The organism is Paenibacillus rhizolycopersici (assembly GCF_014947195.2).
GTDB classification, from domain to species: Bacteria; Bacillota; Bacilli; order Paenibacillales; family Paenibacillaceae; genus Fontibacillus; species Fontibacillus rhizolycopersici.
In genome coordinates this window covers 124,333-140,495 of sequence record NZ_JADCNN020000004.1, presented here as the reverse complement: position 1 = coordinate 140,495, position 16,163 = coordinate 124,333, and the positions used below count along the sequence as shown (strand labels likewise).

9 protein-coding genes are annotated in these 16,163 nt (G+C 53.1%); 8 read left to right on the top strand and 1 reads right to left on the bottom strand.

The window, feature by feature from the left end; translation table 11 throughout:
- The first annotated feature begins 31 nt into the window (after positions 1–31).
- The 6 genes from IM700_RS06070 to IM700_RS06045 all read left to right on the top strand — a co-directional run bounded on the left by IM700_RS06070 (position 32) and on the right by IM700_RS06045 (position 12,132).
- Positions 32–1,822, top strand: a complete 1,791-nt coding sequence (locus IM700_RS06070) for a histidine kinase (RefSeq protein ID WP_193415099.1) — start codon at positions 32–34, stop codon at positions 1,820–1,822.
- Positions 1,797–3,392, top strand: a complete 1,596-nt coding sequence (locus tag IM700_RS06065) for a response regulator transcription factor (protein ID WP_193415100.1) — start codon at positions 1,797–1,799, stop codon at positions 3,390–3,392. Before IM700_RS06070 ends, IM700_RS06065 begins: the two co-directional genes overlap by 26 nt.
- A gap of 436 nt (positions 3,393–3,828) precedes the next feature.
- The gene (locus IM700_RS06060; RefSeq protein ID WP_193415101.1) at positions 3,829–4,797 is read left to right on the top strand and encodes an ABC transporter permease; all 969 of its coding nucleotides are present in this window, start codon (positions 3,829–3,831) and stop codon (positions 4,795–4,797) included.
- Positions 4,798–4,816: 19 nt separating this feature from the next.
- The gene (locus IM700_RS06055) at positions 4,817–5,734 is read left to right on the top strand and encodes a carbohydrate ABC transporter permease (protein ID WP_193415102.1); all 918 of its coding nucleotides are present in this window, start codon (positions 4,817–4,819) and stop codon (positions 5,732–5,734) included.
- Positions 5,735–5,843: 109 nt separating this feature from the next.
- Complete coding sequence (locus tag IM700_RS06050; protein ID WP_239483654.1) at positions 5,844–7,376, top strand: extracellular solute-binding protein; 1,533 nt, start codon at positions 5,844–5,846, stop codon at positions 7,374–7,376.
- Positions 7,377–7,407: 31 nt separating this feature from the next.
- Positions 7,408–12,132 carry an S-layer homology domain-containing protein gene (locus tag IM700_RS06045; protein WP_193415103.1) on the top strand — a complete coding sequence of 1,575 codons (4,725 nt, stop codon included), beginning with the start codon at positions 7,408–7,410 and terminating at the stop codon, positions 12,130–12,132.
- Between the two features lie 69 nt (positions 12,133–12,201).
- Here IM700_RS06045 and IM700_RS06040 read toward each other — a convergent pair whose 3' ends face one another.
- Complete coding sequence (locus IM700_RS06040) at positions 12,202–13,779, bottom strand: FAD-dependent oxidoreductase (protein ID WP_193415104.1); 1,578 nt, start codon at positions 13,777–13,779, stop codon at positions 12,202–12,204.
- A gap of 230 nt (positions 13,780–14,009) precedes the next feature.
- On the opposite strand from IM700_RS06040, the gene IM700_RS06035 reads away from it, so the two are divergent.
- Positions 14,010–15,071: a Gfo/Idh/MocA family protein gene (locus IM700_RS06035; protein WP_193415105.1), complete on the top strand. Its 1,062-nt coding sequence runs from the start codon at positions 14,010–14,012 to the stop codon at positions 15,069–15,071.
- Positions 15,068–15,910: a Gfo/Idh/MocA family oxidoreductase gene (locus IM700_RS06030; protein ID WP_193415106.1), complete on the top strand. Its 843-nt coding sequence runs from the start codon at positions 15,068–15,070 to the stop codon at positions 15,908–15,910. The genes IM700_RS06035 and IM700_RS06030 overlap by 4 nt, the downstream gene beginning before the upstream one ends.
- Positions 15,911–16,163: the final 253 nt, after the last annotated feature.

Below are 16,163 nucleotides of genomic sequence, written 5' to 3'. Positions count from 1 at the left end.
GCGGGGCCACACGTCTTGGAGGAGGAATACCGTGATTCGATGGATCATGAACCGATTTTCGCACCATATTCAATTCCGGCTGACCGGATATTTTATACTCATCTTGCTTCCGTTGGTCCTGATTAGTCTGTTTGCGGTGGAGAGATCGCGGGATATCCTTTATAACCAGGCGGTGCATCGGACCGAAACGGCCCTTTCCTCGGCGATGAACCACTTGGACCTGGTCTTCCAGAACGTTGAGGAGATTTCGACGCTGATCGCCGGAGACCCCGCCATGAATGCACTGCTGAACGAGAACGGCAGCGATTTCTCGCCGCAATCGATCCTGGCTTTCTCTTATATTTTGGAACAACTGTCGAACTCAGTTTCGGTTAACCGATATATCTCACAAATTTCCGTCTATCATCCCGCCTCAGGGATGCTGATTTCCACCCATTACGGAGGCAAACAACTGGCAGGGGACGCCCAGAAGGAATGGTTCGTGGAGACCGCCCGCCATAACGGGACAGGCATCTCTTATGTGAAGTCGGACTATGCGGTTACGGACGGGGTGACTTTTGGGCAATTGACGAACACCGACAGCATCTCGCTTCTGCGGGCGATGGATTTGTACAACAGCGATCGGCAAGCGAATCTGCTCGTCGTGTCGTTCAGTAAGAATAAATTGTTGAATATTATCAAAACCTTGCTGCCTTCGGAAAACAGCCGAATCGCATTATCAAATGAACAGGGGGAAGTGCTGCTTGAGGTTGGCAAACCATCGCCCCCCCATCTTCCGGATCAGGATATGACCGTCACGATGGATTCCTCCTATTCGACCTGGCGACTGACCATGGTCCAGCCCAAAAGCGAGCTGTATCAAGAGACCGATCAATTGCGCCTGTTTACCTTTGCGATTATCGGGCTGAGCCTGATTCTTGCCTTCACCGTATCCTGGGTCGTGTATAGCGGAATCGCTTCTCCCGTACTGAAATTGGCCAAGGGGATGAGACGACTCGGCAACGGGGAACTGGGGATCCATGTCACTACGAATCGGAAGGACGAGTTTGGATTTTTGATCCAATCCTTTAATCGCATGGCCATGGTGCAGAAACACCTGATCGAGGATCATTATGAGCAGCAGTTGCGCCTGAAAACGACGGAGCTCCGCTTTCTGCAATCCCAGATCAACCCGCATTTTTTGTATAACACGCTGGATTCGATCTACTGGATGGCCAAAAATTACGATGCAGAGGAAATCAGCGAGATGGTGATGAACCTCTCCAGCTTCTTCCGGCTCAGCCTAAACAAGGGTCGGCAGGTGTTCACAATCGAAGAGAGCATCGTCCACTTGAATTATTATTTGCGTATCCAGCAGCTTCGTTTCATGGACAATTTCCGTGTGGAGTATCGGATATCGGAGCGGAGCAAGCGGATTCCGTTGTTAAAGCTGCTGCTTCAGCCGATCGTGGAGAATGCGATTATCCATGGCATGGAGGGGAAAGAATCGGACGGTTGTCTGGTCATCTCCAGTTGGGTTGAACAGGAGCGGACGTTGTTTATCCGCGTGGAGGACAACGGCCCGGGAATGGAGGAAGAGCGGCTCCATTATATCCAGCAGGAGCTGGACCATATGGATCCCCGCATGGTTTCCGCCTATTTGCAGGAAGAAGAGCAGGCGAAGGATTTGTTTGGCCTGCGCAATGTGCTGAGCAGAATGAAATTGTATTACGGACCGGAAGCGAGGTTGACGGTTCAGAGCGTATGGGGAGAAGGAACAGCTGTTTTGTTATCCATTCCATGGGAGGGGGAACGGGATGAATCTGATGATTGTGGAAGATGAGCCCCGGCTGCGCCAGGCGCTTGCCTATAATATCTTGTGGGAGTCACACGGAATCGATATGATCGGCACGGCGGCAAACGGACTGGATGCGTTGAAGCTCATGGAACGGAAGAAGCCGGATCTGATGCTGATCGACGTACAAATGCCGGGGATGGACGGACTGACTCTGCTGCGCGAGCTTAAAGAGCGTGGATTGCTCACGAAGTTGATGAAAATCATTATTTTGAGCGGACACGACAATTTCGAATTTGCCCAAACTGCGCTGAAGCATGGGGTTTCACGATATTTGCTGAAGCCCGCGGGCGAGGAAGAAATTTTGGAAGCCGTGCTGGAAGCCCGGCGACAGCTGCAGCACGAGTTAGAACAATGGCGGCACCAGGCGGCGTTAGAGAAGCAGTGGTTGTCCAACCTGCCACATTTGCAAAATCTGTTCTTCCTTCAGTGGGCCGGCGGCAAGGTTGGACGCGGGGAGATCCTGAGCAAATGCATGGATTTGCAAATCCCGCTGCGGCAAGAGGATCGTATCGCGGTTGCCGTGATGGAACTGGACCCATCTCCAGAGGAGGGGGAGAAGGCGGAGATTCAGAAGTTTACGTTGCAAATTCTGGCCAAAGAACTGTTACCCCCTCCGACCTGGTGGATCGCGACCGACTCGGACATGAATCTGATGATGGTGTTCGTGGTTGGGCCAGAGACAGAGGTGAGCGAGGCGATGCTACGGATGAATGCGGACTTGTCTCAGCTGCTCTCCCGGATTAAAGAAGTGCTGCATCGAACTGCCAGTGCTGGCATTAGCGCAGGGGCGGGTCCACTAGAGCACCTGGTTTCGTTATACCGGCAGGCTAGCCATGCCCTGCAGGAGCGGGTCGTGTACGGGCATGATCTTATCATCCCGTATCGGGAAACAGCTAGGGAGTACGCTCGGCCCTTCGCGATCCAACCCAATCTGGAGAAGGAGTTAGAGATTGCGATGGAGACCGCGGACGAGGCCAAAGCCATGGAAGCCCTGCAAGGGATATGGGATGAACAGGTTACCAAGATGGAGACTTCGGACGAGTTTCATGAGTCGGTGTTCTTTGTGCATGGTCTGTTTACCCGAATGATTCAAAAGCGGGGCTGGACGATCAAACAGGTGCTTGGTGATGATGCGAGGTATATCCAGAACATGAGCTTACTGAGCACTCAAACGCAGACCTGGGCGCATATGACGAGAATCGTTAACCGGATTGTGGTCTACGTGAAGGAGCAACGCAAAGCGAACAGCCATCAGGTGGTGAAGGAGATTTTGCGGTTGTTGAATGAGGAAATGGATCAGGAATTAAACCTGCACACGGTGGCAGACCGCATGTATATCAATTCCTCTTACTTAAGCCGGTTGTTCAAGCAGGAGATGGGGGTCGCCTTCTCGGATTACGTGCTCGAACGCAAAATGGAGCGGGCTAAATCACTGCTGCAGGAAGGACATAAAGTGTACGACGCTGCTCGTTCGGTGGGTTACCGGGATGTGAGTTACTTTACCAAGGTTTTCCGCAAGTATTGGGGGGTAAATCCTGGGGAGTGTAAGGGTTAGCGAACTTTAACGCTTGTGAGCAACGCTATTTGGGTCTTTATGGCGTGGTTGTCAATCTAACGCTGATTAGAAAGCTTATTTGTCGGTTTTCTGCGGAAAAGGAGCTGTTTTCCCACGTATAAGCTCTCTGGCAAGCGTTAGAATGGGAAATCTCTCTATTTTCTCGAAATAAGCATCAGGGCAAGCGTTAACGAGATTTGAGCTCGGAGCCTACAGGGCACATTCATGCTTAACCTTCATCGTACTCCCCATGTCGCTTGATCGGATCATAACTCCACATCAATAGAAGCCGCAAGGCTTCTTTTTTTACCCCTTCATTAGGTTGATAAACCATCATATTACCACAAATAGTAATTGCTCTCGCCTACTCAGCCCACCCGTTCCAAATTTACAATGTTATCACAAGTGGACGAATACAGGGGAAGGGGGCAAGCGGATGCAATTGAATATCGGGCCCGGGCCCGAATCGGCCAGGACGATCAAGCCCAAACGCGGCTATTGGGGCCGGCTGGGGCGCGACATTTGGAAGGAATGGGATCTCTATTTGCTGCTCGTGCCGGGGATATTGTTTGTTTTGCTGTTCAAGTATACGCCGATGTACGGAATAAGTATTGCCTTCAAGGATTTCAACATTTTCAGCGGGTTTGCGGACAGCCCTTGGGTCGGCTGGAAGCATTTCGAGAAGCTGTTTACGTCGCCGGACTTTGCCCAAGTGTTCAAAAATACGGTCATTATTAGTTTTCTTAAAATTGTAATTCTGTTTCCTTTACCCATCGTCATTGCTCTCATGTTAAATGAGATGCGAAACATGATCTTTAAGCGGACGGTGCAAACGGTAATTTATCTCCCGCATTTCCTGTCATGGGTCATCGTTGGCGGATTATTTATGGATCTCTTGTCGACGAACGGTGGGATGGTCAATAAGGCACTGGCCTCGATGGGGATGGAGCCGATTGCTTTCTTTCTCGATAATAGCGTATTTCGAAGCGTGCTGATCACTTCGGCGGGTTGGAAGGAGACCGGCTGGAGCACCATTGTCTACCTGGCTGCGTTCACCACGATTGATCCGATGCTCTATGAAGCGGCGAAAATGGATGGAGCCGGCCGATGGAAGCAGCTCTGGCATATTACTTTGCCGGGGATCGCGCCGATTATCGTCCTGATGTTTATTTTGCGGCTCGGCAGCGTACTGGAAGCCGGAACCGAACAAATTCTGGTAATGTACAATCCTGTGGTCTATCAGGTTTCCGATGTCATCGGCACGTATGTGTACCGCAGAGGGCTTGGCAGTCAGGATTACAGTTTCTCAACGGCGGTAGGGCTCTTTGAGGCGGTCATCTCCTTTACGCTGGTGATTGCCGGGAACGCAGCCAGCCGCAAATATTTGCAGCGCGGGATTTGGTAAGGAAGGGGGAAGGGAAGGCATGGAACCGAAACAGGCTTTGGAAGGATTACCAGCGCCACGGGGGACGATGAGAACCTCGTTCTCCGAGAAATGCTTTACGGTTCTCAATTACATCTTCTTTATCTTGTTGGGGCTGACGACGCTGCTGCCTTTCGTCAATTTGCTCGCCAAGTCCTTAAGCAGCGAGAGCGCCGTGATCTCAGGAAGGGTGGGTTTGCTTCCGGTTGGCCTTCAACTCGAGACTTATCAATATGTGCTCCAAGACTCCATGTTCCTGAATTCGCTCAAAGTCTCCATCGCCCTCACCGTGGTTGGGACAGTTTGTAGTCTGTTCCTGACGACACTGACGGCTTATCCGTTGTCAAAGGTTCGGCTGCGCGGCAGGAAGGGACTTCTGTTGATCTTCGTATTTACCATGTTGTTCAGCGGCGGGTTAATTCCCACTTACCTTCTGATGCAGAACCTGAATCTGGTTAATTCCTTTCCGGTCCTCTTCCTCCCTGCGATGGTGAACGTGTACAACATGCTGATTATCAAAAATTACTTCGAAGGCCTTCCAGAGGAGCTGGAGGAATCAGCCAAGCTGGATGGCGCGGGGAATATCCGGATCCTGGCGTCGGTGATGCTCCCTTTATCGTTGCCGGTGCTAGCCACCATTGGATTATTTTTTGCCGTGGCGTTCTGGAACGATTATTTCTCTGCCATGATCTACATTAGCGACCCGGCCATCAAGCCGATGCAGCTTTACTTGAAGGAGCTTCTCGTGTCATCCAGCGGCGATTTCCTCAAGGATAACGTCGATGCCGCGATTAACACAACACCTCAGTCGATTCAAGCCTCTTCGATTCTTCTTGCAACTATTCCGATTCTGCTCGTGTATCCATTCCTGCAAAAATACTTCGTCAAAGGCGTGCTGGTCGGTTCGATTAAAGGTTGAGTCGGTCGGCTCAGGTCGGCTCAATGAGAACAGCTCCTGAAGGAGGTGATGCGCGCGCTCTACTTGCAGTGCTACCCCAATAACAAAATGCTTATTAAGGAGGTTATTCATGATTTTCAAGATGAAAACATCGGCGGTACTTACCGCCATTCTAAGTTTCGCGTTGGTGTTATCCGGATGCGGCGGAGGAGGCGGAACGTCGGAACCTAATGCGGTTGAGCCTTCGGGCAATACAACCAATGCAACCTCGGAAGGAGCAAATGGCGGGGGTAATTCGGGTAAACCGGACCTGCGGATGATCATGCAATACGGGCTGTTTGATCCGAAAACCGAATATGTGGCGAAATACATTGAGGAAAGAACCGGATTCCATGTGGATTATGAATTGCTTCCTGCGGAGAATGCGGATGAGAAACTGAACTTAATGGTGTCCAGTAAAGAGAATTATGATATCGCCAAGTTGAATGCGGCCCAGTTCTATAATCTGGCTTCGGCGGGAGCGCTCGAACCGATGGATGAGCTACTGGAGGCCCATGGCAACTATATCAAACAGTCGATCAAGCCGGAGTCTTTCGCCAGCGCAACGATCGACGGGAAGATCTACGGCATTCCCGAGACCGGGGCAGGCGTGAGCATCGGCGAGGAGCTTGTGGTCCGGCAGGATTGGCTAGATGAGTTAGGCCTGTCCATCCCAACGAATCGAGACGAGTTGTACACCGTGCTGAAAACGATCAAAGAGAAGAAGAATGTCATCCCGCTGACGATGAGCAAGGATTCTATCTACGGAGACATCGCTACGACCTTTGGCGTGTACACGGATTGGAAGGAAGTGGACGGCAAGCTGGTGCATCGGGCGGAGCAACCGGAGATGAAAGAGTACATTGCCTACATGAGCAAATTGTATAAGGAAGGCCTGCTGGATACGGAAACCCCGCTGAACACCGCCCAGGAATCGATCGAGAAGTTCTCCGGCGGCAATGCGGCCATGTATAAGCTGGCCTGGTGGAACGCGGGATCAACGATCGCTGCGCTCCAGAAAAACTTCCCCGAAGCCAAAACGTCCATTATCCCTTATCTGAAGGGACCGGATGGGAAAGCGGTTGTTGGCGCAAAGGCGAACACGACCTGGTATATCGGCATTCTGAAATCCTCCAAGAATAAAGAAGCGGCGATGGATTTTCTGAACGCAAAGCTGGAGCCGGAGACCTTCAAAGGCATCGCCCTCGGCCAGGAAGGCGTTCATTATGAAGTGAAGGACGACAAATATTATCCGATTCTCCCGATCTTTAACGATCAGTTAAACAATGCCAGCAGCTTCATGACCGGCGTTGACGAAGAGAAGTACCCGATCTATTGGCAGGCACGCGTACGGAAGGATCCGGTGCTTCAAGCTCATTTCGAAGCATTCCAGAAAAACGCGGAAGGCTTGATCGTCGTGGATCCGATGTCGACGGCTCCACCGATCGAAGCCGTGTCCAAAAATCTCCTCAAGCTGACGACGTTGTTGGATGATAACGTACTGCAATTCATTTCAGGGGCGAAGCCAAACGAGCAATACGATCAATTCCTGGCGCAATGGAGAGCGGAAGGCGGAGCCGACATGGTTGCTGCGGCGAACGAGTGGTTCCAGTCAACGAAGTAAAGACTCTCTTTGAATGGAAAGGGGGATTCGGATGAAGCGTAAGTTGCAGAGACGGATGGCCGGGCTCATGTGTCTCTCTTTGATCGCGGCGTTATTCTGGCCCGGCGCGCCGATGATCTCCTCGGCCGCCGGGATGGAGGACCTATCGAGCGTTGAAGAGGTTGAAAGGGAACCGGTGCAGTTTGTCACCGAGGACGGTAGTACCTCACTTGAATTCACGGATATGAATGTGACGGAAGCTTTGCTCGAGGAAAAGGTCGATTATCTCGCCTTATACACAAGCGGAGCCACTGTAACCGACGCTGTGTATACCACCCTGGAAGTTCGAGTTCCGGAACGGCATGTTGCGGTCGCTGTGGATGCAGCGGGTCTTGTGCAGGAGGTCGTTGGCCCACTAGACGATCCCCCGACAACCTGGGATGAGGAGCAGATGCTCCTAATTCCGGATGGAGGGTATATCGTACTGGCTGGAGGGAGCAGCACTTGGGAGGAGTCGAGTTATCGGCAGACGCTTTTCGGGCGATATCATACCGGGGATCGCGTGAAGCTGATGCGAGCGGGAGTAGAAGTGACGGCGGCGGATTTTCTTCCCCCATCGCCAGATCCGGAACCGGAACCCACGCCTGAGCCTCCACCTGCCCCCGAACCCGAACCTGATCCTGACCCGGAGCCACAGCTTCCAGAGCTCATGATGATTACGGAGGACCAGACCATCGTGGACATCCCTGTCATCGAAGTGGCTGGATTTGTGGCGAATTATGACGAGAAGCTGGATCTTGCCATTACGGTGAACGGGGACACGGCCGAGCTATCGGCGGAAGGCGTTTTTCGCGAGAATGTGTACTTAAGTTCTGGAGCAAACGCGATTACGATCAGGCTGCTCCAGACTGGGGAGGAGATCGCAACGAACACGCTGACGATTACGTATGAACCTTCGGAGAATCAGGACTATATCGAAGTCGAGGCGGCACCGAAAGACATCTCGATTGACATCGATGGACCGCGAATCAAGATCGACGATGTCGATAAAGACGTCACGGGCGTGCCGAATATCGTAGCTTTATTTACGAGAGATTACGGTGCCTCCCTCGTGATTCCACAGACGAATGTCGCGGTCCAGGTTGATGCCAACAATCGGGTCTTGCAGGTGGTCAATCCTTCCATCAATGGCCAGCCTCCGGTATGGTCCGGGCCCACAGCTCTTGACATCCCAGAGGAAGGTTACGTATTGATGGCGCAGGACAACAGTTATGCCGGCAATTACATCAAGCGTTTCCTGGCGGAAAATTTCAAGGTTGGAGATGTCATCAAGCTTCGCAAGAATGGGGAAGTCGTATCCGTTCGGGATCTGATGAGCGGAAACGGTCTGATCCCTCGGCTTCAACTGAACAATCAGCGGATGTACACGGTGACGGAGAACAGCACGGTCATCTCGGGGACGATCGAGAACATCGACAATCCGGCGGCGATCCAACTGCTGGTAAATGAGAGTGCTATCCCTTTGGATCCGGGTGGTGTGTTCAGTTATACCTACGCTTTAGCCAAAGGCACCAATTATATCGAAATCAAAGTGCTGAAGAACGGAATCGAGCAGGATCGACGAGACCTTGCGGTGTTTGCCCGGGACAATTTATCCGAGGAGAAACAAGTCATTCTTTGGGTAGATCAGGCCTCGAATGCGAAAAAGTTCCAAACCGGCGAGCAGGTGCGCGCTTTTCTTCAAAAGGCCAAGGACAGTGGGGTTACTTCCATCGCTTTTGATGTGAAAGGTGTTGAAGGGTATGTCTCGTACAAGAAGAACGACTTGACCGGCAGACCTTACGTCAGCGAGATCCAAGCTCCCGAGAAGGCTGGAGCCAGCCCCAACCTAGATTTGCTGCAGGAGTTCATCGATCATGGCCACGCTTTGGGGCTGGAGATTCATGCGGCCATCAACGTGTTTGCCGAAGGATCGATTGCCTATAACGAGTTCGCCGTACTGAATGATCACCTGGATTGGGAGGAGCGCGTGCACTACGCGGAGAACAACGGCGAGATCAAACGGCTGCGGGAAAGCGCGAAGCAGGGGTTGGTGGCCTTCGTCAATCCAGCGAACGATGAGGTGCGCGAGTACCAGCTCAAGACGTTTGAGGAGATCATCAAAAATTATGACGTAGACGGCGTGGTTCACGACCGCGGGCGGTATGACAACGAAGGCGCGGATTTCAGCGAGGAGACCAGGGTCAAGTTCGAGCAGTTTTTGCTCCAGCGCGGCAAGCAGCTGAACCATTGGCCGAATGATATTTTCTATTACGAAAATAACGCCAGAGTGGATGGCCCGCTCATTCAGGACTGGTGGGAGTTCCGTTCGGGCATCATCCAGAGCTTCTTCGGCGAAGTCAAATCGCTAGTGGATTCCTACGAAGCTCAAACGGGAAGAACCATTCAGGTATCTTCCTATGTGGGTTCTTGGTATGAGACGTATTATCTCAACGGAGTGAACTGGGGGAGCAAGAATTTCCGCGTCCACCCTTCTCTGGGCTTTCCGATGGAGTCCGTCTATACACCGGAGTATTACGATACTGGATATATCGAATACTTGGATTTTCTGATGATCGGCGCTTATCAGACGACCAGTCAGGAGATCCAGAAGTATATTACGCTCGGGAACATCGTCACGAATGGAGAAATTCCGCTGTATGCGGGAATTGCGTTAAATAATGTGCAGCTCCCTGCCGTTCAGCGTGAGGTGTTCCAGGCCGGCTTGAAAACGACCAACGGGCTGATGTTGTTTGATGCTTCCCAGATCAACTGGGCGATCGCCAAGGCGGCACTCCAGGACCGCGAATGGGTGAAGGATTATCAGCTTGGCATGAGCTTGCCAGACAGTGCCGACACGTTCCTGGAAGGTCATTACTACAATGTGAACCGGGTAGAGGGCAACATTAACGTGATGACGGATGCCTACGGAACGACGACCGGCACGAATCATTTCGGCGTAGAGGTGGTCGTGGACCATACGGGAATCGTCACTCGTGTCGCAAACCGGAAACAGGCGATCAATTGGAGCTGGGGGGCGCCGGAAGAGAACAATAGCGTCATTCCGTCCGGCGGCTTCGTCATCTCGACCATCGATCCTTCGGGAACGAGAACGAACCGCCAGCTCGTAGCGAATGCTTACGAGGTGGGCGATCAGGTTCGAGCGGCCGTATTAAGCGGTCTGATGGACGACGAGCTGCGGGAAACAAGGGACAGCCGATATCTGCTGGAAGGAACCATCGAAGTGCTTGGACCTGGGACGCCTTCCGTCAAGGTGAACGGAGAGGCGGCTTCCATATCACAGACTGGTACTTTTACCGTAAGCGTACCTTTAACGACGGGAATCAATTTCGTACAAGTGGAGGTGTATGTGGATGATCTGAAGACCAATAGCGATTCAGTGCAAATCATTCGTACCTCCACCGGAGACGGCGGCTCGAATCCCGGCCAACCCGGTTCATCCGGCGGCAGCAGCAGCGGTTCGCCGTCCATGTCCACCAGGCCCGCGAAGCCGGAACGGTTGAGCATCCAGAAGAAAACAACGGAGAACGGGCAACACCTCGTTGACGTCAAAGCGGATCTGACGCGGATGCTCGAAGAGGTGAAGAGCCTTCGCGAGAAGCCGATCCCATCGCAGCAGTTGCAATACAGCTTCGATGAAACCGCAGATGTCATCGCCTTGCACCTGCCCATTGACGGAGTGGAGACGGTGGTGAAGGAGTTACCGGAAGGCGTCATCCTTCTGGAGTCTTCGTTAGGAAGGCTGGAATTGCCTGTTAAGGCGTTAAGCGATTCCTTGAACTTACGAGGGACGGCGGATCGCTTGCTCATTCGCATGGGGATTCCCGAGAAAGAGCAAGAGACTCGGCTAAACGGTTTGTTGCCGCAGCAGGCTAGCCTGCTCGGGCCTAAGCTGGAGGTCGCCTTCTTCTGGGGGCAGGGGAACGCTTTGACTTCCTTGCCGGTCTTTAAGGGAACGGATGCCAAGCTGACGACAACATCGCTGGTAGGAACCGTTGATGCCGATACAACGACCGTTCTGCTTCTGGAACCTTCATTGAACCGTTATGCGTTCGTACCTGCAGTCTTCAATGAAGAGGGTGGTAAGTCCCGGATCACCTTCCGGTTGAAGGAAAGCGGCACGTATGCGGCGATCTCGCACCGGAAGACCTTTACGGACATGAACGCGCACTGGGCAGCGGACGAGGTTGCGATGTTAGCTTCCAAAACGGTCATCCAGGGCACCTCTAACACCGATTTCAGTCCAAATGATCCCATCACGAGAGCTCAATTTACCGCCATGCTCGTCCGTGCCCTCGGATTAACGGGGCAGGGACAGGGTCCGCGATCAGACTTTACGGATGTGAACACCAGTGCGTGGTATGCAGATGCCGTGTCGGCGGCGGTGGAACACGGGTTGATTGAGGGCTTTACAGGCGGGGAGTTCCGTCCGAATGTGCAAATTACCCGGGAACAGATGAGCGTGCTGCTGGTTCGAGCCTTGAAGCTGGCGGGTGCAGAGGTTACTCCTGGAAATCCGAATTCCATGCTGTCCGGTTTCGAGGATCGCAGCCAAATTGGAGCGTGGGCCGAAGAAGCCGTTGCAACCGCGGTGGGTTCGGGCTTGATGAAGGGGCGCAAGAACGGCGTATTTGCTCCCGAAGCCTCCTCAACCCGTGCGGAGGCGGCGACGGTTCTCGCCCGAATGCTGCGGATGGCGGGGCTAATCAATCCGTAAACGAGCTAGAAAGTAAAATGCCAGCCTGTGGATGAAGTCATCCGCAGGCTGGCATGATCTTTTTTCGGATTAGACCGGACGCAGCTTTGGCCACTGCAATTCAACCCCTTGATCGAGGAGGCGCTGCTGAAAATCGGATAAAGTCTCTTCATGATTGCGAACATCTGTAGGAAAGAGGTTGCGGTCCAAACAGAAGCTGGCGCAAGTTCCTGCCGCTTCGCCGATGTTCCATTCTACAGGATGAAGCCGATAGCAGCCGTTCGTGATATGGGTGACTCCGATATTTTTGCCTGCCGCTAGCACGTTTTTGACCCGTTTGGGGATCAAGCTGCCCAGCGGGATTTGAAAGGGCAGGGAGGAAATGTCGATATACGGCCGGTTGCCTGTACTCGGATGCAAATCGATGCGGTAACAGCCGACTCCGACGGTATCCGGGAACGCTTCGGCTACACCGTCCGGACGGGAAGCTGTAGCAACATGCTGTTCCAGCACCGTAAACTCCGCTTGAATTCGTCTCGACTCGCGGATATAGGGAGCCATGGCGAGTCCGTCCTCCGTTCCGACGACGTCGCGGCGCAGGCGTAAACCCGGGTAACCTTGCCCGCCGTCCGGCCGGGGAGCTTCGGTCTGCAGCCAATACAATAGCGACAGGCTCAACTGTTTGGCCTGGTGCAAATGGCGCGCGGCTTCCTCTTCCGGGACGTCGATGATGGAGCCCAGCCAATAGTCATTCTGCGGCCAGTTGACCAGAGAAAGCGGACGAAAACCGAAGCGGTTGTCAAAATGAGTGGGGTCAAGGATTTGCCGGTATTGAAACAGCGGAAATTTGCCTCCGTGACCCGGGAAAATTTCATACTCGACCGGCTTGTTCGTGGAGGGCCTCACGCCGGTTAAGCTTAACAGTTGATCCGGCCAGAAATCCGCTCGATATTGCCGCCAGAAATCGTACATCTTGGGCTTGTCGATGAGATGTTCTTCTCCCTCCGCGTAATCCACAGCGAAGCAATAAGTAAAGCCCTGAATGTTCTGTGGCTCCGGTTCGCCGTCGACGGCATGAGGTTCCCCGGTCTGCGCTTTGGATTCCGCGCCGGTCACGTATTCGATGCCAGCCAGCGGTAGCAAATCGCCAAGCTCGGTGGCATCGATAAAAAACGGAGCCTGAAGCACGAGCTCATCCCGGGTGCCGAGATGACGTACCGTAACGCTGTTCACCACGTCCCCGGTGGTCTCGGCATGTCGTACTCGGTAATTGTGCAGTAGGGTTAACCTTCCGCTATGAATGTACGGAGCTAGCATTTGCTGCAGCACGGCTAAGCCGACACGCGGATCGTGACTGATCCGGCTGACGATGCCGCCGCCAGGATTGAGCTCGGGCAGGTTCCTTGCCGCCGACGTCATCGGAAAATGCTCCCGATAATATTGGCGGACGCCTTCGCGGAAGTTCCGGTACGTTCTCGTACAACCAAAATACTCGATCCACGGGTGCTCGTCGGGCGGAACGGCCTGGCTGGTCAACTGTCCGCCGATCCAGAGGGTCTCTTCCGTCATGATGACGGTTTTGCCCGAAGCCGCGGCAGCCAGGGCCGCCGCAGTTCCACCGGTCCCGCCCCCGAGAATCACGATATCGGCCTGCATTTCGCGTTTCATCGCATGTATTCTCCTTTGACTTGGTTTTAAGAGCTAAGCGTCAGAATGTCCATGATTGCATTCATTGTAGATGGATCAGCACGAGAACGGTACGGGAGGCGGGTGACCTTTTATGGTAATCTGATGTGCATTCGCTCTCGACCTCATCTCAATTCGCGATGGATCTGGTATGCTAGGAATCATCATAGACTTTCTTGAAGCGACTATTTCACGTTGTAGGAGGTAAGCCGATGAACCAAGTAACCATTGCCGTGATTGGCTGCGGCACGATTGCGAACCACGCCCATATCCCGTCCTACTTAGCTCACAAGCAGGTGAAAATCAAGTATTTTTGCGACATTCTGATGGATCGGGCGGAAGCCGCTGTTACCAAATACGAATGCGGCGAAGCCATCACGGATTACCGGCAGATCGTAGAAGATCCGGAGGTCGATGCGGTATCCATCTGTACGCCGAATGCTTCACACGCCTCCATCGCCATGGAATGCCTGCGGGCAGGCAAGCATGTCCTGTGCGAAAAACCGGCAGCCCGCACTTACGCAGAAGCCCTGGAGATGCAGCAGGTTCAGCATGAGACGGACAAAATTCTGAATATCGGGGTAGTCAACCGGTATAACGAAAGCGTGAACCGCATCAAAAAAATGATTCAAAACGGCGAGCTCGGCGAGTTGTATCATGTCTATGCCAGCTTCCGTTCACATCGATCGATTCCAGGCTTGGGCGGCGCTTTTACCACGAAGGCCATTGCTGGCGGCGGCGCGTTAATCGATTGGGGCGTTCATTTCCTCGACATCGTCATGTATTGCGCGGGCGATCCGAAACCCCAAACCGTCACCGGGCAGGCTTACTCCAAGCTGGGGAAAGAGATGGCGAACTATACTTACCTCAAAATGTGGGCTGGACCGCCGGATTATAACGGCACCTATGATGTCGACGATTTCGTGACCGCGCTGATCCGCACCGAAGGTCCCACGATCTCCTTGAACGGAGCTTGGGCCCAGAACATTGGGGTCGAGGAGATGTTTATCGACTTTTTGGGCGATAAGGGCGGCATTCGACTGAACTACGGAGGGGATTTTACCTTCTATACGGCAACAGACGGCGCTTTGACCGAAACAACGCCGAAATTCACCTCGGGCAATATGTATCAGCAGGAAATCGATAGCTTTCTGGAATGTATCCAAACGGGGGAGAAGCAGCCCTCGCATATTGATACCGTTATTCTGTCTTCCCGGATTATCCAGGCTATCTATGATTCATCCGACAAAGGGGAGGAAATCGCCATCCCATGAAAAAAATCGGATTTATCGACCTTCACCTCGACCAGTTCCACGCCAGCAAATATCCCGGGTGGATCGAGCAGGCTACAGATGGCGCTATGAAGGTGACGTATGCGTATGGGAAAAGAGACAAGGAGAACGGACGCACGAACGAAGCCTGGTGTAAGGAGAACGGGATCGAATTGCTGACGACTATCCAAGACGTCGTCGAGCGAAGCGATTACTTGATCGTGTTGTCTCCCGATAACCCGGAATTTCATGAAGAACTGTCCCAGCTGCCGCTCCAGTCAGGCAAGCCGACTTACATCGACAAGACGTTTGCTCCGGATCGGGAGACAGCGGTTCGCTTATTCGAGCTGGCCGCACATCACGATACACCGATGTATTCAACGTCTGCGCTCCGCTTTGCCAGCGAATATGCGGAGATCGACCCGGCCGGAATCCAAACGATCAGCAGCTGGGGGCCGGGCGCATTTGACAACTATTCGATCCATCAAATTGAGCCCATCGTTCGATTGATGGGAGCCGATCCGCAGCGGGTCATGTATACTGGAACGGCAGATTCTCCCGCGCTTCTCATCGATTTCGGGGAAGGTCGCCGTGCCACGATCCACCATTTAGGGGACAATTGCCCATTTACGCTGGGTATCAAATACGGCAACGGAACCTTTACGCAAGCCTCCGCGATCTCAAATTTCTTCGAGCCGTTCATCATGAATATGGTGACGTTCTTCGAAACCGGCCAGCCTATGGTCGACCCTGCCGAAACCGTCGCCGTGATCGCCGTGATCGAGTATGGGATGAAAGCGGCGGAAACGCCCGGGGTTTGGGTGGAGTTGCCGTCTTTCTAATCATCTTGTTTTAACTCGACCCACCTTCGCAGGAAGGTGGGTCGAGTGTTAACGGAACTGAGGGACGCTATTTGGCTGCAAACACGAGACTGTGAACTCTAACGGAACGTGAAGACCTTATTGGGTCGAAATAGGCCCCGTCAGCTCCATCTTTAGCCGAATAGCGGCCTATGGCTCCGTTAGCATGGGAAATAACCGGGAAATGTTCGAACAGCGGCCCTACGTTCCGTTATAATGAAGCAAGAGATCATTT